The organism is Azohydromonas sp., from assembly GCF_035325925.1.
In the GTDB taxonomy this organism is placed as follows: Bacteria; Pseudomonadota; Gammaproteobacteria; order Burkholderiales; family Burkholderiaceae_C; genus Calidifontimicrobium.
In genome coordinates this window covers 2,954-20,486 of sequence record NZ_DAOKZA010000009.1, presented here as the reverse complement: position 1 = coordinate 20,486, position 17,533 = coordinate 2,954, and the positions used below count along the sequence as shown (strand labels likewise).

General features: G+C 73.9%; 21 protein-coding genes. 11 read left to right on the top strand and 10 right to left on the bottom strand.

What is annotated here, in order from left to right; translation table 11 throughout:
• Nucleotides 1-96 precede the first annotated feature (96 nt).
• Both glpK and PKC53_RS04995 read left to right on the top strand, forming a co-directional pair.
• Nucleotides 97-1,599: a glycerol kinase GlpK gene (gene glpK / locus PKC53_RS05000; RefSeq protein WP_324426944.1), complete on the top strand. Its 1,503-nt coding sequence runs from the start codon at nt 97-99 to the stop codon at nt 1,597-1,599.
• 364 nt (nt 1,600-1,963) lie between these two features.
• Nucleotides 1,964-2,599 (top strand): DUF937 domain-containing protein, encoded by a 636-nt coding sequence (locus PKC53_RS04995; protein ID WP_324426943.1) that lies wholly within the window; start codon nt 1,964-1,966, stop codon nt 2,597-2,599.
• Between the two features lie 85 nt (nt 2,600-2,684).
• Here PKC53_RS04995 and PKC53_RS04990 read toward each other — a convergent pair whose 3' ends face one another.
• The 6 genes from PKC53_RS04990 to PKC53_RS04965 form a co-directional block, all read right to left on the bottom strand.
• Entirely contained in the window at nt 2,685-3,302 is a 618-nt protein-coding gene (locus tag PKC53_RS04990; RefSeq protein ID WP_324426941.1) for a CAP domain-containing protein, read from the bottom strand.
• A 71-nt stretch (nt 3,303-3,373) separates the two neighbouring features.
• The gene (locus PKC53_RS04985; protein WP_324426939.1) at nt 3,374-3,637 is read right to left on the bottom strand and encodes a hypothetical protein; all 264 of its coding nucleotides are present in this window, start codon (nt 3,635-3,637) and stop codon (nt 3,374-3,376) included.
• 144 nt (nt 3,638-3,781) lie between these two features.
• Nucleotides 3,782-4,171: a nuclear transport factor 2 family protein gene (locus tag PKC53_RS04980; RefSeq protein ID WP_324426936.1), complete on the bottom strand. Its 390-nt coding sequence runs from the start codon at nt 4,169-4,171 to the stop codon at nt 3,782-3,784.
• Nucleotides 4,162-4,734: a GNAT family protein gene (locus tag PKC53_RS04975; protein ID WP_324426934.1), complete on the bottom strand. Its 573-nt coding sequence runs from the start codon at nt 4,732-4,734 to the stop codon at nt 4,162-4,164. The genes PKC53_RS04980 and PKC53_RS04975 overlap by 10 nt, the downstream gene beginning before the upstream one ends.
• A gap of 32 nt (nt 4,735-4,766) precedes the next feature.
• On the bottom strand, nt 4,767-5,378 hold the full coding sequence (locus PKC53_RS04970; protein ID WP_324426932.1) for a LysE family transporter: 612 nt from the start codon (nt 5,376-5,378) through the stop codon (nt 4,767-4,769).
• A 69-nt stretch (nt 5,379-5,447) separates the two neighbouring features.
• On the bottom strand, nt 5,448-6,647 hold the full coding sequence (locus PKC53_RS04965; RefSeq protein WP_324426930.1) for an MFS transporter: 1,200 nt from the start codon (nt 6,645-6,647) through the stop codon (nt 5,448-5,450).
• Nucleotides 6,648-6,788: 141 nt separating this feature from the next.
• Here PKC53_RS04965 and fusA point away from each other — a divergent pair, with 141 nt between their 5' ends.
• The 3 genes from fusA to PKC53_RS04950 all read left to right on the top strand — a co-directional run bounded on the left by fusA (nt 6,789) and on the right by PKC53_RS04950 (nt 10,370).
• Nucleotides 6,789-8,849 (top strand): elongation factor G, encoded by a 2,061-nt coding sequence (gene fusA, locus PKC53_RS04960; protein WP_324426928.1) that lies wholly within the window; start codon nt 6,789-6,791, stop codon nt 8,847-8,849.
• A gap of 83 nt (nt 8,850-8,932) precedes the next feature.
• Nucleotides 8,933-10,093, top strand: coding sequence for a glycosyl hydrolase (locus tag PKC53_RS04955; protein ID WP_324426926.1), 1,161 nt, complete (start codon nt 8,933-8,935; stop codon nt 10,091-10,093).
• A 19-nt stretch (nt 10,094-10,112) separates the two neighbouring features.
• A complete protein-coding gene (locus tag PKC53_RS04950; protein WP_324426924.1) occupies nt 10,113-10,370 on the top strand; it encodes a MoaD/ThiS family protein in 258 nt (85 codons plus the stop codon).
• Nucleotides 10,371-10,391: 21 nt separating this feature from the next.
• Here the strand turns inward: PKC53_RS04950 and PKC53_RS04945 are convergent, their stop codons facing one another.
• Nucleotides 10,392-10,601, bottom strand: coding sequence for a hypothetical protein (locus PKC53_RS04945; protein WP_324426922.1), 210 nt, complete (start codon nt 10,599-10,601; stop codon nt 10,392-10,394).
• A gap of 195 nt (nt 10,602-10,796) precedes the next feature.
• Here PKC53_RS04945 and PKC53_RS04940 point away from each other — a divergent pair, with 195 nt between their 5' ends.
• Nucleotides 10,797-11,573 carry a YdcF family protein gene (locus PKC53_RS04940; RefSeq protein WP_324426920.1) on the top strand — a complete coding sequence of 259 codons (777 nt, stop codon included), beginning with the start codon at nt 10,797-10,799 and terminating at the stop codon, nt 11,571-11,573.
• A 240-nt stretch (nt 11,574-11,813) separates the two neighbouring features.
• Nucleotides 11,814-12,797, top strand: a complete 984-nt coding sequence (locus PKC53_RS04935) for a TerC family protein (protein ID WP_324426918.1) — start codon at nt 11,814-11,816, stop codon at nt 12,795-12,797.
• A gap of 10 nt (nt 12,798-12,807) precedes the next feature.
• Here PKC53_RS04935 and PKC53_RS04930 read toward each other — a convergent pair whose 3' ends face one another.
• Genes PKC53_RS04930 through PKC53_RS04920 form a run of 3 tightly spaced genes read right to left on the bottom strand, consistent with a single transcriptional unit; the run spans nt 12,808 to nt 15,516 of the window.
• Nucleotides 12,808-13,401 carry an SRPBCC domain-containing protein gene (locus PKC53_RS04930; protein ID WP_324426916.1) on the bottom strand — a complete coding sequence of 198 codons (594 nt, stop codon included), beginning with the start codon at nt 13,399-13,401 and terminating at the stop codon, nt 12,808-12,810.
• 19 nt (nt 13,402-13,420) lie between these two features.
• The gene (gene purT, locus PKC53_RS04925) at nt 13,421-14,641 is read right to left on the bottom strand and encodes a formate-dependent phosphoribosylglycinamide formyltransferase (RefSeq protein ID WP_324426914.1); all 1,221 of its coding nucleotides are present in this window, start codon (nt 14,639-14,641) and stop codon (nt 13,421-13,423) included.
• Between the two features lie 23 nt (nt 14,642-14,664).
• On the bottom strand, nt 14,665-15,516 hold the full coding sequence (locus PKC53_RS04920) for an aldo/keto reductase (RefSeq protein WP_324426912.1): 852 nt from the start codon (nt 15,514-15,516) through the stop codon (nt 14,665-14,667).
• Nucleotides 15,517-15,614: 98 nt separating this feature from the next.
• Here PKC53_RS04920 and PKC53_RS04915 point away from each other — a divergent pair, with 98 nt between their 5' ends.
• From PKC53_RS04915 to PKC53_RS04900, 4 genes are all read left to right on the top strand, one after another.
• Nucleotides 15,615-16,160, top strand: a complete 546-nt coding sequence (locus PKC53_RS04915) for a hypothetical protein (protein WP_324426911.1) — start codon at nt 15,615-15,617, stop codon at nt 16,158-16,160.
• 418 nt (nt 16,161-16,578) lie between these two features.
• The gene (locus PKC53_RS04910; RefSeq protein ID WP_324426909.1) at nt 16,579-16,752 is read left to right on the top strand and encodes a hypothetical protein; all 174 of its coding nucleotides are present in this window, start codon (nt 16,579-16,581) and stop codon (nt 16,750-16,752) included.
• Between the two features lie 38 nt (nt 16,753-16,790).
• Entirely contained in the window at nt 16,791-17,108 is a 318-nt protein-coding gene (locus tag PKC53_RS04905; protein WP_324426907.1) for a hypothetical protein, read from the top strand.
• Between the two features lie 69 nt (nt 17,109-17,177).
• A complete protein-coding gene (locus PKC53_RS04900; RefSeq protein ID WP_324426905.1) occupies nt 17,178-17,405 on the top strand; it encodes a hypothetical protein in 228 nt (75 codons plus the stop codon).
• The last annotated feature ends 128 nt before the right edge of the window (nt 17,406-17,533 follow it).

The following is a 17,533-nucleotide window of genomic DNA, read 5'->3' as shown; positions in this document are numbered from 1 at the left end:
GGCGGCAGGGTGCGTCCGGGCTGGCGCGCCGCAGGCCGCGGGCTATCCTGCGCGCTCGCCGGCCGTCCACCCCTTCGCTGGCCGCGGAGTCTACCGATGACCTACCTGCTCGCCCTCGACCAGGGCACCTCCAGCTCGCGCAGCATCGTGTTCGACAGCGCCGGGCGCGTCGTGGCGATGGCGCAGCGCGAGTTCCGCCAGATCTACCCGCAGCCCGGCTGGGTCGAGCACGACGCCGACGAGATCTGGGACACGCAGCTGGCCACCGCGCGCGAGGCCATCGCCCAGGCCGGGCTGGCGGCGCGCGAGATCCGCGCCATCGGCATCACCAACCAGCGCGAGACCACGCTGCTGTGGCACCGCCGCACCGGCGAGCCGGTGGCCAACGCCATCGTCTGGCAGGACCGGCGCACCGAGCCGCTGTGTGCGCAGCTGCGCGCGATGCCCGGCGTGGCCGAGCACGTGCGCGCCGCCACCGGGCTGGTCATCGACCCGTACTTCAGCGGCACCAAGGTGCGCTGGCTGCTGGACCACGTGCACGGCGCGCACATCGCCGCCGCGCACGGCGAGCTGGCCTTCGGCACCGTCGACAGCTGGCTGCTGTTCAAGCTGACGGGCGGGCGCGTGCACGCCACCGACGTGAGCAACGCGTCGCGCACGATGCTGTTCGACGTGCGCCACCACGTGTGGGACAAGGACCTGCTGGCCGCGCTGCACGTGCCCGACAGCCTGCTGCCGCGCGTGCACCCGTCGAGCCACGTCTACGGCGAGACCGACCCGGCACTGCTCGGCGCCGCGATCCCGATCGCCGGCATCGCCGGCGACCAGCAGGCCGCGCTGTTCGGCCAGGCCTGCTTCTCGCCCGGGCTGGCGAAGAACACCTACGGCACCGGCTGCTTCATGCTGATGCACACCGGCAGCCGCTTCGAGCGCTCGGCCAACGGGCTGGTGACCACCGCCGCGGCGCAGGTGGGCAGCGCGCGCGAGTACGCGCTGGAAGGCAGCGTGTTCATCGGCGGCGCGGTGGTGCAGTGGCTGCGCGACGGGCTGCGCGCGATCCACGCCAGCAGCGAGGTGCAGGCGCTGGCCGAGAGCGTGCCCGACAGCGGCGGCGTGGTCTTCGTGCCCGCGTTCACCGGGCTGGGCGCGCCGTACTGGCAGCCCGACGCGCGAGGCACCGTCACCGGGCTGACGCGCGGCAGCACGGTGGCGCACATCGCGCGCGCGGCGCTGGAGAGCATCGCGTTCCAGAGCGCCGCGCTGCTGCAGGCCATGAGCCGCGACGCCCAGGCCGCGGGCGCCGCGCCGGTCGGCGAACTGCGCGTCGACGGCGGCGCCAGTGTCAACGACCTGCTGATGCAGTTCCAGGCCGACCTGCTGGGCATCCCGGTGGTGCGCCCGCAGGTCACCGAGACCACCGCGCTGGGCGCCGCCTACCTGGCCGGCCTGGCCACCGGCGTGTGGAAGGGCCTGGACGAGCTGGCCGCGCAGTGGCAGGTCGAGCGCCGCTTCCTGCCGACCATGCCGCGCGAGCGCGCCGCGGAGCTGATGGGGCGGTGGGAGCGGGCGGTGCGGCAGGCGGTGGCGGGGTGCGACTGACGCGGTGGCGAGAGGTCACCCCAGGCTGCTGAAGGCGCCGCACCTCGAACACTGACCCACTGAACGACTCGCTGCGCGGGCAGCTCGTGTCCGCGACCCTGCTGTGCGAGCAGCGTGACGGCAACGCTCCCTCGATCAAAGGTGTCCTGGCAGAGTACGACGCCGCAATTCTCGTCGGCACGACCGACGAGGCGTACCCGATTGGACCTTTACGAGCAATGCCCACGTGCTGGCGCCGTTGCGCTCGCACCCGCGGCCTCCACGACACGCGCCAGGCGCGGCCCCATCGCCCTGACCATCGCGCACGCCGGCGGGGTTACGATAGGACGACGCGCTGCCACACCAACCCGCCAAGGAGACCCGCATGCAGCTCACCGAACTCCTCGCCCGCATGGGCGGACTGCAGTCCATGGCCCGTGAACTCGGCGTCAGCGAGTCGCAGGCGGCCAGCGGCGCCGACGCGCTCCTGCCGGCCATCCTCGGCGGCTTCAAGCGGCAGGCGCAGGCGCAGCCCGCCGGTGTCGAGGGGCTGGGCGGGCTGCTGAGCCAGCTCGGCGGCGGCGCGCTGATGGACGACGTGCTGGCGCCCGAACCGACGCACGTCGACCGCGGCAACGACGTGCTCGGACAGATCTTCGGCTCGAAGGACGTCAGCCGCGCGGTGGCGACCAACGCGTCGGCGCAGACCGGGCTCGACCCGGCGCTGCTGAAGAAGATGCTGCCGATGCTGGCGATGCTGGTGGCCGGCTTCATGGCGCGCCAGCAGGGCGGTCAGGCCCAGGCGGCGCCGGAGCCCGGCGGCAGCCTCGGCGGCCTGTTCGGTGGCGGCGGCGGTGGCGCCGCCGGTGGCCTCGGCGAGTTGCTCGGCGGCCTGCTGGGCGGCGCGCAGGGCCGCGGCACGGCCGGCGGCGGCGCAGGCTTGGCGTCGATGCTCGACCTCGACGGCAACGGCAACCCGCTCGACGACATCCTGCGCATGGTCGGCGGCGCGCGGCGCTGAGGCCCGCAGCCCCAAGCCCGCCCGCGAGGCCGGACGGATCGAAGGGGCCGAACTCGGCGAAGGCGCGGTGCAGCGCGCGCCGGCTTCAGCGTGGCGTGGCCAGGTTCAGCGCCCAGTACGTCGTGTAGGTGGTGCCGCTGCCGCGCACGCAGGCCAGGCCGAGTTCGCGCAGGTTCGGGTTCATCAGGTTCGCGCAGTGGCCGTCGCTGGCCACCCAGCCGGCGACCACCGCGTCGACGCCGGGGTAGCCGGCGGCGATGTTCTCGGCCCAGGCGCGCGCGTCGTAGCCGGCCGCGGCGATGCGCTGCCCGGGGCCGGTGCCCTCGGGGCTGGTGTGGCTGACGTAGTCGCGCGTGGCCATGTCCGCGGCGTGCGCGGCGGCGGCCGCGTCGAGCGCCGCGTGCCAGGCCAGCGCGCCGGTGGCGGCGAACGCGCCGCGGCTGCCGCAGCTGGCGCCGGCGGTGCGCACCGCGTTGATGCGCTGCAGCGCCTGCGCGGCGAAGTCGGGCAGCCCGCAGGTGGCGCTGGCGGCCGTCGCGGCCTCGCCGGACGGCGGCGCGGCAACGGGCGGGGCGTCGGCTTCGGTGGGCTCGCTGCCACCTCCGCCGCCGCACGATCCGACGCCCAGCGTGGCGGCGAGCAGCAGCACGGCGGGCCCGCGCCGCGACGGTTGCAGGGCTTCGCAGGCGGGCAGCGCATCCATCACCGGCATCATCGGCGCAGCGCCGCCGGCGTGCAGTGACGGTGTGTAGCCGTGCGTCAGCGCCGGCCGGCTCACTTCACGCACTGCATCTGGTGCGCCCCCGCCCCCGCCGGCTGGCTGATCGCGCAGGCCAGGCCTCCGCACAGGCAGTGCACGACCTGCGTCGACAGGCCGGCAATCGGCGTCGGCGCCGAGCACTGGCACGGCGGGATCGCCATCACCGACTGCGCCTCGGCCGGTGCAGGGCGCAGGGCGAGCAGCGCGACGGCGGCGGTGGCGGCCAGGCCGAGGGCGAGGGCCGCGAGGACGACGGGCTGGCGTCGGGGGGTGGGCATGTAGCCTCCTGGAGGGGCGCAAGGCCGACCGCCTTGCGGGTGCCGCGTGCGATGTGCGGCGCGCGGGGCACGCATCGCACGCGCCGGGGACGCGACGCGGCGATCATGCCTGCATCCGGTCGCGGCGGCGAGCGCGCGCCGGCGTCACGCGACGGGCCGCTCCTCGGCGTGCCACCACTCGCGCAGCGTGCGGCACCGGCCGCTGCCGGTGTCGAACGCGAGTTCGAACATGCCGTCCAGGTGCACGCGCGTGCCGCCGGCCTTGCGCGTGAACGACGCGCTCCAGTGCGCCAGCGCGACCTCGCCCTCGACGGCGACCAGCCGCCAGGCGAACGCGATGTCGGCCTGCCCGTCGGGCACGGCCTGCCAGTAGGCCAGCACGCCGTCGCGGCCGACCGCCGGCGGCGCGAACGGTGTCTCGAAGTAGCGGCAGTCGTCGGTGAACAGCGCCGCCGCACGCTGCGGGTCGGCCTGCTGCCAGGCCTGGCCGTAGGCGTGCAGCCAGCGTTCGACGGCTTCGCGGGTCAGCGGCATCGCGCGTCCTCGTGGCCGTCGGCGGGGCCGCCGCGGTCGCCGGCCAGCCGACCGTACAGGCGCGTGTCGTACGGCGCGCCCTGGGCCACCCAGCGCTGGCGCAGCGTGCCTTCGTGCACGAAACCCAGGCGCTCGAGCAGGCGCCAAGACGCGGCGTTGCCGGGGTGGACCTCGGCTTCCAGCCGGCGCAGGCCCAGCGCGCCGAAGGCGTGCAAGCAGGCCGCCTGCAGCGCCTCGCGCATCAGACCCTGCCCCCAGTGCCGCCGGCCCAGCACGTAGCCCACCTCGGCGCGTGCGCTGCCGGCGTCGTGGCGGAACAGCAGCAACGTGCCGACGACGCGGGCGTCGGCCGCGCGCACCAGCACCAGCTGGCGCGCGTCGCCGGCGGCGGCCAGCGTGTCCATGCGTTCGAGCCAGGCCGCGGCGTCGTCGGGCGAGCGCCAGGTGGCGTACGGCAGGAAGCGTGTGACCTCGGGGTCGCCGTTGACCTCGAGCAGGTCGGGCAGGTCGCCGGCCGCCACCGGCCGCAGCACCAGGCGCGGCGTGGCGATGCGCTCGATCACCGGCAGCGGTATCGTGCGGGGTGCGAAGCGCCTCAGCCGCGCAGCGGCAGCGCCGCGCCGATGGCCACGAACACGCCGCCGCAGGCCTGGTTGAAGCGCCGCCCGACGCGCCGCAGCCACGGACGGATGCGGTGCGCCATGCTGGCGATGACGACCTCGGTGGCGATCTCGATCGCCGCGAAGGTGCCTGCCATCACCACGAACTGCACGAACAGGCTGCGCGCCGGGTCGACGAACTGCGGCAGGAACGCGGCGAAGAACAGCAGCCCCTTCGGGTTCGTCAGCGCCGACAGCGCGCCCTGGCGGAACAGCGACCAGCCGGCGCGCGGTGTTGCGCCGGCGGCCAGCTCGACGCCCACCGGCGGCGCACGCCAGACCTGCACGCCCAGCCACACCAGGTACGCGCCGCCGACCCACTTCATCACCGTGAGCCAGGCGAGCGAAGTCTTCAGCAGCGCGCCGATGCCGAACATCGACAGCGCGATGACCGCGACGAAGCCCAGCGCGCCACCGAAGATCGTGTACAGCGCGCGCCGCCGCCCGTGCAGCACGCCGTGCGTCAGCGCGAGCAGCCCGTTCGGCCCGGGCGACAGCGACAGCCCGACGGCGGCGAGCAGGTAGATCAGCCAGGTGTCGAGGGCCATGGCGGTGGCGCGGCGGGACGGGACGGGACGCCATCGTAGCCGCTGGCGGCGCGGCGTGGTCGCGCCGATTCAACGCGGCGGCGCACGCCACAGGCCGCGCAGCATCCACAGCCCCAGCGCCGGGCCGATCGCCAGCCAGGGCAGCAGCTGCGCCATCGGCACGCCGCGCTGCGCGACCAGCCACACGTGCAGCTCGATGCTGACGATCGAGATCGCGAAGCCGATGCTGTTGGCCAGCGTCAGCACGCTGCCCACCGCGTGGCGCGGCGCGTTGGCGGCGGTCAGCGCGCTGAACTGCGGCGAGTCGCCCGACACCGTGGCGCCCCACAGCAGCAGCCACGCGTAGAACGCCGCGTCGGGCGCGTCGAGCATCACGACGGCGGCCACGCAGCACGCGCCGCTGGTGGCCAGCTGCATCGCGGCCACGCGGGCGCTGCCCACGCGCTGCGCCCACCAGCCGCCGCCGACGCAGCCGACCACGCCGGCGCCGAGCACCGCGAACGCCGCCGCCGACAGCGCCGCACCGTCGAGCCGCGCGGCCAGGATCAGCGGCACCAGCACCCACATCGTGTACAGCTCCCACATGTGGCCGAAGTAGCCGAACACCGACGCGCGCACCCGGCGGTCGGTCCACAGCGTGGCCAGCGCGTGCCAGTCGAAGTGCGCGGGCCGGGCCGGCGCGGCGTGCGGCGGCTCGGGCAGCAGCAGGTACAGCAGCACGCCGCCGGCGGCGGCCAGCGCCGCCACGCCGAGCATCACGCTGTGCCAGGGCAGCGCGCCGCCCAGCGCACGCAGCCCGTGCGCGCTGGCCGAGCCGAGCACCAGCGCGCCGATCAGCAACCCCAGCGCGCCGCCCAGCCCGCGCGGGAACCACTGCGACGCCAGCTTCATGCCCACCGGGTAGATGCCGGCGAGGAAGAACCCGGTGGCGGCGCGCCAGGCGGCGAGCGCCACCGGGTCGCGCACCATGGCCCAGGCGCCGACGGTGCAGCCCGCGCCGGCCAGCGAACACAGCAGGAACACGCGCCGCGCCGAGTGCCGGTCGGCGACGGCGAGCAGCGCGAACACCAGCGTGCCGGCGATGAAGCCCAGCTGCAGCGCCGAGGTCAGCGTGCCCACCGCGGCGGCGGGCCAGCCGAGCTCACGCTGCAGGTCGGGCATCACCGCGTTGACCGCGAACCACAGCGAGGTGCCGGCGAACTGTGCGGCCACCAGCACCGGCAGCACGCGCGGCGGGGGCGTGACGGCAGCGGTGGCGGGGGCGTTCATCGGCGCAGTGTCGCCGCCGCGGCGGCGTGTCGCGCCCCGTCAAAGCCCGAGCTTGTGCCGTCGGCGGCGATCCCGTACGCTGGCCGCGACCCGTCGATCCACGCGCCCGCCGCGCCGCGGGCCACGCCAAGGAGACAGCCGATGTCAAGCCCAGATGCTGCCGGCGACGCCGGCATCGCCGCGATCCGCACGCTGGCCCTCGTCGGGCCGGCGGCGGCCGGCAAGACCAGCCTCGCCGAGGCGCTGCTGCACCGCGCGGGGGCGATCGGCGCCGTCGGCAGCCTCGAGCGCGGCAGCACCGTGAGCGACTTCGACCCGCTCGAGCGCAAGATGCAGCACTCGCTGAACTCGGCGGTGATGCACCTGCAGCACGGCGGCTGCCGCATCCACCTGATCGACACGCCCGGGGCTCCCGACTTCGCCGGCCAGGCGCTGCCGGCGCTCGAAGCGGTCGAGACCGCGGCGATCGTGATCAGCGCCACCGCCGGCATCGAGCCGGTGGCGGTGCGCATGATGGAGCACGCCGCCGAGCGCCAGCTCGACCGGCTGATCGTCGTCAACAAGATCGACGCGCAGGGCGTCGACCTGCCCGGGCTGCTGGCGCAGATCCAGGCCACCTTCGGCAAGGAGTGCCTGCCGCTGAACCTGCCCGACGCCGGTGGCACGCAGGTCGTCGACTGCTTCTACAACCGCGAAGGCCACAGCGACTTCGGCAGCGTCGACGCGGCGCACCGCGCGCTGGTCGAGCAGGTGGTCGAGGTCGACGCCGACTTCGTCGAGCGCTACCTGAACGACGGCGACGTCGACGCCGGCGAGCTGCACGCGCCGCTGGAGCAGGCGCTGCGCGAGGGGCACCTGATTCCGGTGTGTTTCGTCAGCGCGCGCAGCGGCGCCGGCGTGGCCGAGCTGCTCGACGTGATCGTCAGGCTGCTGCCCAACCCGACCGAGTCGAACCCGCCGGACTTCCTCAACGGCGAGGGCGCCGACGCGGCGCTGATGCACGCCGAGCCCGACGCGTCGAAGCACGTGCTGGCGCACGTGTTCAAGGTCACGCAGGACCCGTACGTCGGCAAGATGGGGATCTTCCGCGTCTGGCAGGGCACGGTGACGCCGAACTCGCAGCTGTACGTCGGCGACGGGCGCAAGCCGTTCAAGGTCGGCCACCTGTTCATGCTGCAGGGCAAGGACCACGTCGAGGTCAGGCAGGCGCTGCCGGGCGACATCGTCGCGGTGGCCAAGGTCGACGAGATCGGCTTCGACGCGGTGCTGCACGACGCCGCCGAGGACGACCACATCCACCTGAAGCCGCTGGCGTTCCCGACCCCGGTGCACGGGCTGGCGATCACGCCGAAGCGCCACGGCGACGAGCAGCGCATGTGGGAGATCCTGACCAAGCTCGTCGACGAGGACCCGTGCCTGAAGGTCGAGCACGTGGCGAGCACCAACGAGACCGTGGTCTACGGCCTGGGCGAGCTGCACCTGCGCGTGCTGCTCGAGCGGCTGCGCGAGGTCTACAAGTTCGAGGTCGAGACCAAGCCGCCGCGCATCGCGTACCGCGAGACGATCACCGGCCGCGCCGAGGGCCACCACCGGCACAAGAAGCAGACCGGCGGCGCCGGCCAGTTCGGCGAGGTGTTCCTGCGCGTCGAGCCGCTGCCGCGCGGCGCGGGCTTCGAGTTCGTCGACGAGGTCAAGGGCGGCGTGATCCCGAACCAGTTCATCCCCGCGGTCGAGAAGGGCGTGCGCGAGGTGCTGGCCGGCGGCGCGGTCGCCGGCTACCCGGTGGTCGACGTCAAGGTCACGGTCTACGACGGCAAGCACCACAGCGTCGACAGCAAGGAGATCGCCTTCGTCACCGCCGGCAGGAAGGCGTTCATGGCCGCGGTGCGCGAGGCGCGGCCGATCGTGCTCGAGCCGGTCGTCGACGTCGAGATCGTCGCGCCCGACGCGGCGATGGGCGACATCACCGGCGACCTGTCGTCGCGCCGCGGTCAGGTCAGCGGCACGCACAACGGCGCGCCGGGCACGATGGTCGTCAAGGGGCAGGCGCCGCTGTCGGAGCTGGCGGGCTACCAGTCGCGCCTGAACGCGATGACCAGCGGTCAGGGGCGCTACACGATCGCGTTCAGCCACTACGAGCCGGTTCCGCCGGCCGTGCAGCAGCAACTGACGACGCAGTTCCAGGTGAAGGACGAGGACTGAGCCACGCGGCGCCGGGCCCGCCCGCGCGGGCCGCGGGCGCTGCGAGCGCGGTACCCGGCGGTGATCCACGCGAGGACGGCGACATGGTGAAGAACAAGCCCGCGAAGTCGGCGGCGAAGGCGGCGCGGCTGCTGCTGATGGTGGCCACGCGCAAGGGCGCGTGGCTGCTGCACGGCGACGCGAGGCGGCGCGCCTGGCGGCTCGACGGGCCGCACTTCCACGGCCATGTCGTCAGCCACCTGCAGCTCGACCCGCGCGACGGGCGCACGCTGCTGGCCGCCGCGAAGACCGGGCACCTGGGGCCGACGATCTTCCGCTCGACCGACCTGGGGCGTCGCTGGAAGGAAGCCGAGCGCCCGCCCGCGTTCGCCAACGTCGACGGCCAGGCCGGCCGCGCGGTCGACCACACGTTCTGGCTGACGCCGGGCCACGCCGGCGAGCGCGGCACCTGGTACGCGGGCACGTCGCCGCAAGGGCTGTTCCGCTCGGAGGACGGCGGCGTGAGCTGGTCGCCGCTGCCGTCGGTCAACGACGACGTGACGTTGCGCGAATGGATGGGCACGGTGCAGGACGGCACCCCCGACGGACCGAAGCTGCACTCGATCGTCGTCGACCCGCGCGACGCGCGGCACCTGCTGTTCGGCATGTCGGGCGGCGGGGTGCACGAGTCGCGCGACGGCGGGCAGACCTGGTCGCGCCTGCTCGACGGGCTCGAGGTCGTCGAGGGTTTCGACGTCGCGGTGCCGACCTTCCACGACCCGCACTGCGTGCGCCTGTGCCCGAGCAACCCCGACCGGCTGTACCAGCAGAACCACTGCGGCATCTACCGCCTCGACCGTCCGTCGACCACCTGGAAGCGCATCGGCCGCCGGATGCCGAAGAGGGTCGGCGACGTGGGCTTCCCGTTGGTCGTGCACCCGCGCGACGACGACGTCTGCTGGGTGTTCCCGATGGACGCCAGCGACGTCTGGCCGCGCACCGCGCCGCTCGGCAGGCCTGCGGTGTACGGCACGCGCAACGGCGGGCGCACCTGGCAGCGGCTGGACGCAGGGTTTCCCGCCGAGCAGGCGTGGTGGACCGTGAAGCGCCAGGCGATGACCGCCGATGCCGCCGACCCGGTGGGGCTGTACGTCGGCAACACCGGCGGCGAGCTGTGGGCCAGCCGCGACGAAGGCACGCGCTGGCAGTGCATCGCGCGCCACCTGCCCGAGATCTACGCCGTCGAGGCGGCGCTGCTCGACTGAGCGCCCGCGCCGTGCCGCGATGCAGGTGCTGATCCCGAGCGCGCTGCGCTCCTACACGCGCACCGCGCGCGCCGAGGCCGAGGGCGCGACGCTGGCCGAGCTGCTCGCCGACCTCGACCGTCGCCACCCCGGGCTGCGCTTCCGCATGGTCGACGAGCAGGGCCGGCTGCGTGCGCACATGCGCGTGTTCGTCAACGGGCTCGCGGTGCGCGACCTCGACCACCCGATCGTGCCGAGCGACGACGTGGCCATCGTGCAGGCGCTCAGCGGCGGTTGACGCACCCCGGTGGCGCGGGGCTCAGTGCAGGTCGCGCCGTTGCACCGCCGGCATCAGGAACTCGCGGCCGACGACGGTGCGCGCGTACAGGTAGTTCAGCCGCGCGCGCTCGCTCAGCGCGTCGAGGTCGACGCGGCCCTGTGCGTCGCAAGGGAACGACAGGCCGGTGCCTTCGTTGAACAGCGAGCGGAAGCGCAGCTCGTAGGCGGTCGTCTCGGGGGTCGCGTGCATGTTCGTCTCCTGCGGCGGCGACGCCCCGGTGGCCGATGCGGTGGCCGATCTCGGCGGCGCCTGACAGCCAATCTAGGCGCTGCGTGTATCGCCGGCATCACCACCGATGGGGGAACGTGTCGCGCGCACGTAACCCGGGGGTCGCATCGCGGTGGCATGGCGGCGCCGCTGCGGGACTGCGCGACACTGCGGCCGGTGGATGCGTCGATCAGCCTGACCTACCTCGCCGCCGCGGTGATCGTGCCGCCGACCTCGCTGATCGTGCTGGCGCTGGCGGGCCTGTGGCTGGCGCGCCGGCGGCGCGCGGCGGGTGCCACGCTGGCGGCGTGCAGCCTGGTCGCGCTGCTCGTGCTGAGCCTGCCGGTGGTGGCGTTCTCGCTGATGGGTCGGCTCGAACCGCCGCCGCTGGCCGGTGCGCGCGCGGTGGGCGACGCGCGCGCGATCGTCGTGCTCGGCGGCGGCGTCGCGCGCGGTGCCCCCGACTGGGGCGGCGACACGCTGGGGGTGTTCACGCTGCAGCGCGTGCGGTACGGCGCGCGCCTGGCGAAGGTGACGCGGTTGCCGGTGCTGGTCACCGGCGCCGGGCCGCTGAACGGCCGACCCGGCGAAGCGGCGCTGATGCGCGACGCGCTGGAGCAAGAGTTCGGCGTGCCGGTGCGCTGGTTCGACGAGCGCGCTCGCACGACGGCCGGCAACGCGCGCGAGGCCGCCGCGCTGCTGCGCGCCGCGGGCATCGGCCACGTCGTGCTCGTGACCAGCGCGTTCCACGTGCCGCGCGCGCGGCGCGCCTTCGAGCAGGCCGGCCTGCAGGTGGTGGCGGCGCCCACCGGCTACGTCGGCTACGTCGGCGACGCCGGCGCAGCGTTCGAGTGGACACACCTGGTGCCCGGCGGCGACGCGCTGCGCGTGTCGTACCTGGCGCTGCGCGAGATGGCCGCGCGGCTGATGTACCGGGTGGTCGACCGGCAGTGAGCGCGCGGCGCTTGCCGGCCGAATTCCCCCAGGGTTTCAGGGGAATGCGCGGACTGCCTTAGCATCCGCGCCGTCGGAAGGGGAGTAGCCGGTCGGCGCGTCGTCAGGCGTGCCGGTCGCGGACCCCGTCAATACGAAGCAGCGGCCGCCGGGCCGTTTCCGCTTCCGGGCCCGCACAAGACCCGCGTCTTGCGCAAGACCTTTCGGCGCGATCCCCAACCCTTCACTTCGGGAGTGTCCGTGGACACCATCGCGCCGGCCTGGCTGTGGGCCTTTTTCGTCGTTTCCGTCCTCGTCGCGCTGTTCGTCGACTTCGTCGTGCTGCGCAAGCAGGGCGCGCACTCGGTCTCCGTCAAGGAGGCGCTGAACTGGTCGGTCGTCTGGGTCGCGCTGTCGTTCGCCTTCAACGGCCTGTTCTGGTGGGCCGTCGCGCAGGACCACGGCACCGCCGTGGCCAACACGAAGAGCATGGAGTTCCTCACCGGCTACCTCATCGAGAAGAGCCTGGCGGTGGACAACATCTTCGTGTTCCTGATGATCTTCACGTACTTCGCGGTGCCGCCCGAGTTCCAGAAGCGGGTGCTGATGATCGGCATCATCGGCGCGATCGTGCTGCGCACGATCATGATCCTGGTCGGCTCGTGGCTGATCGCGCAGTTCCACTGGGTGCTGTACGTCTTCGGCGCGTTCCTGGTGGTCACCGGCATCAAGATGTGGTGGGCCTCGGGGCAGGAGCCCGACCTGCAGAGCAACCCGGCGCTGAAGCTGCTCAAGCGCTTCATGCCGGTGAGCAGGGGCTTCGACGGCGAGAGGTTCTTCACCGTCGAGAACGGCAAGCGCATCGCCACGCCGCTGCTGATGGTGGTGGCGCTGGTCGGCGTGACCGACGTGATCTTCGCGGTCGACTCGATCCCGGCGATCTTCGCGATCACCACCGACCCGTTCATCGTGCTGACGAGCAACATCTTCGCGATCCTCGGGCTGCGCGCGATGTACTTCCTGCTCGCCGCGGTGGCGGCGAAGTTCCACCTGCTCAGCTACGGGCTGGCGGTGATCCTGGTGTTCATCGGCACCAAGATGCTGCTCATCGACGTCTACAAGATCCCGGTGCTGGTGTCGCTGGGCGTGGTCGTCGCGGTGCTCGCGGTGACGATGGTCTGGAGCGTGAAGACCGCGCCGCGCATCCGACAGCGCGCTGCCGACGGCGCGGCGACGCCGGGCTGATCGGGCGCGGCTACTGCGGTGCCGACGCCGCGGCGCGCGCCTGCTGCGCGCGCCACTGGCGCAGTTGCTCGAGCCACGCGGTCCAGTCCTGCGGACCCTGCTCGAAGCGCTTGCGCAGGTTGCCCAGCACCTGGCCCCAGGCGCGGTCGAAGTAGGCGTAGGCCTGGTCCCACTGGCCGCCGTCGCCCCAGCCGGTGTGGTGCAGCGTCACGCGGGTGCGGCGCTCGCCCAGCGGCGCGAAGCGCACGACGACGAAGGTGCGCTGGGCGCGCGCCTCGCCCAGGTGCGGCGGGGCGTTCCAGTCGAACGAGATCATGCGCTTGGGCTGCAGCGCCAGGTAGCGCATCTCGTCGGCGCCCTTGAGGCCCGGCGGCGCGGTCGGGTCGATGTGGATGTGGAACGCGCCGCCGGGGCGCGGATCGATCACCGCGTCGGGCGCGAAGAAGCCGACGATGCCCTCGCGCGTGGTCCAGGCGGCCCAGACCTCGTCGAGCGACGCGTCGACGACGACCTCCTTGTCGAGCGCGCGCTCGGCCGCCCGGGCCGGCGCGGCGAGCGCCACGGCGACGAGCGGTGCGAGCAGCAGCGTGACTGGCGGCGACATCGTGCGTGTCCTCCGGGGTTCAGGTCGCGCGCGGCTTCACGCGCGCCGCGGCGTCCTTCGCGGTGCGTCGTGCGGTGGCCACGTCGTCGGCGTGCGCGAGCGCCACGCCCATGCGCCGGCGCGCGTAGCTCTCGGGCTTGCCGAACAGCCGCAGGTCGACGCCGGGCAGGGCCAGCGCGTCGGCGACGCCGTCGAAGACGACGCCGCGCGCGTCGACGCCGCCGTAGATGACCGCGCTGGCGCCCGGGCTCTTCAGCGCCGTGTCCACCGGCAGGCCGAGGATCGCGCGCGCGTGCAGCTCGAACTCGCTCTGCCACTGCGTGGCCATCGTCACCAGCCCGGTGTCGTGCGGGCGCGGGCTGACCTCGCTGAACCACACCTGCTCACCGCGGACGAACAGCTCGACGCCGAACACGCCCAGCCCGCCGAGGTCGTCGGTGATCGCCTTGGCGATCTCGCGCGAGCGCGCCAGCGCGGCCGGATGCATCGGCTGCGGCTGCCAGCTCTCGACGTAGTCGCCGCGCACCTGCACGTGGCCGATCGGTTCGCAGAAGTGCGTGCGCGGCTGGCCGTCTGCGCCCAGCGCGCGCACCGTCAGCTGCGTGATCTCGTAGTCGAAGTCGACGAAGCCCTCGACGATGACGCGGCCGTGGCTGACGCGCCCGCCGGCCATCGCGTCGTCCCACGCCTGGTGGACGTCGGCGGGGCCGTCGACCTTGCTCTGGCCCTTGCCCGAGCTGCTCATCACCGGCTTGACGACGCACGGATACCCGATGCCCGGCCGGCCGTGCGCGCCGTCGATCGCGGCTTGCAGCTCGGCGAGCGAATCGCAGAAGCGGTACGGGCTGGTCGGCAGGCCCAGCGTCTCGGCGGCCAGGCGCCGGATGCCCTCGCGGTCCATCGTCAGCCGCGCCGCACGTGCGGTGGGGATCACCCGCACGACGCCGGCGGCTTCGAGTTCTTGCAGCACCGGCGTCGCGATGGCCTCGATCTCGGGCACGACGAGCATCGGCCGCTCGGCTTCGATCAGCGCGCGCAGCGCGTCCGGGTCGCTCATCGCGATGGTGCGCGCGTGGTGCGCCACCTGCTGGCCAGGCGCGTGGTCGTAGCGGTCGACGGCGATCGTCTCGACGCCCAGGCGTTGCAGCGCGATCAACACTTCCTTGCCGAGCTCGCCGGCGCCGAGCAGCATGACGCGCGTCGCGCGCGGGGACAGCGGGGTGCCGAGAGGAATGGTCATCGCGGGGGCCGGAGGTTCGGGTCTCAGGTCATCGCCAGCGGGCGCTTGGACCGTGGCGGCGGGAACAGGCGGTCGAGGGCGGCGAGGTCGTCGGCGCCCAGGGCCAGGCGCGCGGCGTCGAGGTTGAGCCGCAGGTGCTCGGTCGACCCGGCCTTCGGGATCGCGATCACGCCCGGCTGTTTCAGCACCCAGGCCAGCGCCAGCTGCGCCGGCGTCGCGCGGCGGCGTTCGGCCAGCGGCGCGAGCTTCGCGTGGCGCGCCAGCGCGCCCTGGTCGATCGGGCAGTAGGCCATCAGCGGCATGCCGCGGTGGCGCTGCCAGGGCAGCAGGTCGAACTCGACGCCGCGCTGGCCGAGCGAGTACCAGACCTGGTTCGTCGCGCACGCGTGGCCGCCGGCGGCGAGCAGCTCGTCCATGTCGGCGACGTCGAAGTTGCTCACGCCCCAGCGGCGCACCCGGCCGCGTTCGCGCAGGCGCTGCATCGCCGCCACCGTCTCGGCCAGCGGCACGCTGCCGCGCCAGTGCAGCAGGTACAGGTCGAGGTGGTCCACGCGCAGGCGCTTCAGGCTGCTTTCGCAGGCCGCGGGCAGCGAGCGCGCGCCGGCGTGCTGCGGGCAGGCCTTGGAAACGATGGTCACGTCGTCGCGTGCCAGCGTGCCGGCGCGCAGCGCCTGCGCCAGCGCGTCGCCGACCACGGTCTCGGCGCCGCCGTCGCCGTACATCTCGGCGGTGTCGACGAGGCGGTAGCCGAGCTCGAACGCATCGCGCAGCGCGGCCACCTCGGCGGCGCGGCGCGAGGTCTGCTCGCCCAGGCGCCAGGTGCCCAGCGCCAGCGCGGGAGCGCGTGCGCCGTCGGGCCAGGTCACGGTGTGCATCGTCGTCTTGCGGCCGCCGTCGCGCGGCGCTACCGGGTGTCGATGGTAGCCGCGCCGCGGCGGCGCCCGGGCCGTCAACGTCCCTTTATCATCGGCGGATGACCGAGCTGCCCGACGTCGCGCAGATCCGCTACGACAACGCGCTGCGCCTGTTCGACGAGTTCGTGCAGCGCACGGTGAAAGACCCCGACGCGACCGCGCTTCGCGGGCTTGAGCGTCGCTTCGCCGAGAGGCTGCAGATCCAGCCGAGCTACTGGAGCCAGATCAAGAGCCGCTCGCGGCAGATCGGCGAGCGGCTGGCGCGACAGTTCGAGATCCTGTCGAACAAGCCGCTGGGCTGGATGGACCAGCCGCACGCGCGCGCGCTGGGCACCGCGATGCTCATCGACCGTGCGCCGCCGGCCGACGCGCCGACCGAGCCCGACCCGACACAGCCGCACGACGAGGATGAACGCTTCGTCGTCGGGCTGGTGCTCAGCTACTACCGCCGCGACCCGCAGCGCGCGCGCACGCGGCTGCTCGACCTGCTCGGCGAGGTGCTGACGCCGGCTGCGCCGCCCGCGCCGCCGCCGAGCGCCGGCGACGAGCGCAGCGACTGGCAGCGCGCGGCCAGCGGCGTCGCGCCGCTCAAGCGCAAGCGCTGACCCCGAGCGCAGGCGCCGACGCGCGCCCGCGTCGCCGCGCCGGCCGCGCCGCGCGTGGCATGTCGCCATCCCCCTTGACTTAGGGATAAACATGACGTGCGCAAGATAACGCTTCGTTTATCATGCGCATCAAGTCGACGCCGACCCCGGCACCGGCGAGAACCCTCCCTTCACCCCGTCACGGAGCGCCATGCCGAGTCGCCGCCTGCCCAGCGTCCGCACCCGCGCCGTTGCCGCCGCCCTGGGCGGCGGCAACGCCCGGGGGGTGGGCGTCGTCGCTCCCGCCGTCGTTCCTGCTGCACGCAGCGGCTGAGTCGCCCGCAAGGCTTCCGCCGTCGACGGCCCGGGTTGCGTCACCGCCCCGGGCCGTCGGCCTTTTGCCACGCCGTCCGTCCATCACCGCTTCGAAGGAACCGTCATGTCGCATCTCGCCCCGCTGGCCCTGCCGACGGTCAAGCCGCGCAACCCGTTCGCCCCCGCCGCGCGCCGTCGCACCGCCGGCCGTCACGGCACGGGCGCAGGTGCGATGCGCAGGCAGCTGCAGCGCGACCTGCAGCGCGAACTCGACCGACTGAAACCGCCCCACCGATGAACGCCACCGGGCCGCGCCCGGTGCCCGAGGAGACCCGCATGAAGTCGACGACCCTCCACTCGCCCGCCTGGCCGCTTGCGCGCCCGCGCTGGGCCGCTGCCGCCGCGCTGCTGGCCACGGTCGCCGTCGTCGGCGGCGTCGCCGGCCTGTTCGGCGCTGTCTCGCGCACGCCTTGGCTCCTGGCCGGCGCGGCCACCGCGGAGCTGCTCGCGCCGTGCGAACGCGCCACGTCGCGCAGCGCCCGCCGTGACTGCGTGAAGGCCGTCGTCGCCCGCGTGCCGTCGAGCACCGAGGTGTCGCGGCTGGCGTCGGCACCCCGATCGCAGGCGTCGGCCGCCGGTGTGACCTGGTACTGAAGGCAACCGGCCCCGGCGGCGCCGTCGGCGCCGCCCCTCGAGGGGCACCGACCGAACGAGGAGAACATCATGGACGTCCTGCAGATGAGCGCCCCGCCGCGGGGCCGCCGACACGCGGCGGCGGCACTGCGCGTGGCCGCACGGGTGCTGGCGCGCTGGGCCGAGCGGCTGGCCGCCCGACCCGCCGCGGCGCATGTCGGCGAACTCGAGTTCCACGCCGAGGCGGGCGCGCCCGAGGGGGCGTTGTACGTCGACGGCATGCTCGTCGCACGGCTGCCCGGCGTCGACCGGCTCTGAGCGCATGCGGGGCGGCTTGCGCCCGGGCGCACCCGTGCCGGTCCGCCCCGCGCCGGGCGGGCCGGCGACGGGAGAACCCGTAGGCCGCCGTCGCCGTGCTCAAGTGCCCGCGCCGCGAGGCCGATAAG

Excerpts from the sequence above, each read along its gene's own strand:
- glpK (WP_324426944.1), top strand. The coding sequence starts at position 97 with ATGACCTACCTGCTCGCCCTCGACCAGGGCACCTCCAGCTCGCGCAGC.
- PKC53_RS04995 (WP_324426943.1), top strand. The coding sequence starts at position 1,964 with ATGCAGCTCACCGAACTCCTCGCCCGCATGGGCGGACTGCAGTCCATG.
- PKC53_RS04990 (WP_324426941.1), bottom strand. The coding sequence starts at position 3,302 with ATGGATGCGCTGCCCGCCTGCGAAGCCCTGCAACCGTCGCGGCGCGGG.
- PKC53_RS04985 (WP_324426939.1), bottom strand. The coding sequence starts at position 3,637 with ATGCCCACCCCCCGACGCCAGCCCGTCGTCCTCGCGGCCCTCGCCCTC.
- PKC53_RS04980 (WP_324426936.1), bottom strand. The coding sequence starts at position 4,171 with ATGCCGCTGACCCGCGAAGCCGTCGAACGCTGGCTGCACGCCTACGGC.
- PKC53_RS04970 (WP_324426932.1), bottom strand. The coding sequence starts at position 5,378 with ATGGCCCTCGACACCTGGCTGATCTACCTGCTCGCCGCCGTCGGGCTG.
- PKC53_RS04965 (WP_324426930.1), bottom strand. The coding sequence starts at position 6,647 with ATGAACGCCCCCGCCACCGCTGCCGTCACGCCCCCGCCGCGCGTGCTG.
- fusA (WP_324426928.1), top strand. The coding sequence starts at position 6,789 with ATGTCAAGCCCAGATGCTGCCGGCGACGCCGGCATCGCCGCGATCCGC.
- PKC53_RS04955 (WP_324426926.1), top strand. The coding sequence starts at position 8,933 with ATGGTGAAGAACAAGCCCGCGAAGTCGGCGGCGAAGGCGGCGCGGCTG.
- PKC53_RS04950 (WP_324426924.1), top strand. The coding sequence starts at position 10,113 with ATGCAGGTGCTGATCCCGAGCGCGCTGCGCTCCTACACGCGCACCGCG.
- PKC53_RS04945 (WP_324426922.1), bottom strand. The coding sequence starts at position 10,601 with ATGCACGCGACCCCCGAGACGACCGCCTACGAGCTGCGCTTCCGCTCG.
- PKC53_RS04930 (WP_324426916.1), bottom strand. The coding sequence starts at position 13,401 with ATGTCGCCGCCAGTCACGCTGCTGCTCGCACCGCTCGTCGCCGTGGCG.
- purT (WP_324426914.1), bottom strand. The coding sequence starts at position 14,641 with ATGACCATTCCTCTCGGCACCCCGCTGTCCCCGCGCGCGACGCGCGTC.
- PKC53_RS04920 (WP_324426912.1), bottom strand. The coding sequence starts at position 15,516 with ATGCACACCGTGACCTGGCCCGACGGCGCACGCGCTCCCGCGCTGGCG.
- PKC53_RS04915 (WP_324426911.1), top strand. The coding sequence starts at position 15,615 with ATGACCGAGCTGCCCGACGTCGCGCAGATCCGCTACGACAACGCGCTG.
- PKC53_RS04910 (WP_324426909.1), top strand. The coding sequence starts at position 16,579 with ATGTCGCATCTCGCCCCGCTGGCCCTGCCGACGGTCAAGCCGCGCAAC.
- PKC53_RS04905 (WP_324426907.1), top strand. The coding sequence starts at position 16,791 with ATGAAGTCGACGACCCTCCACTCGCCCGCCTGGCCGCTTGCGCGCCCG.
- PKC53_RS04900 (WP_324426905.1), top strand. The coding sequence starts at position 17,178 with ATGGACGTCCTGCAGATGAGCGCCCCGCCGCGGGGCCGCCGACACGCG.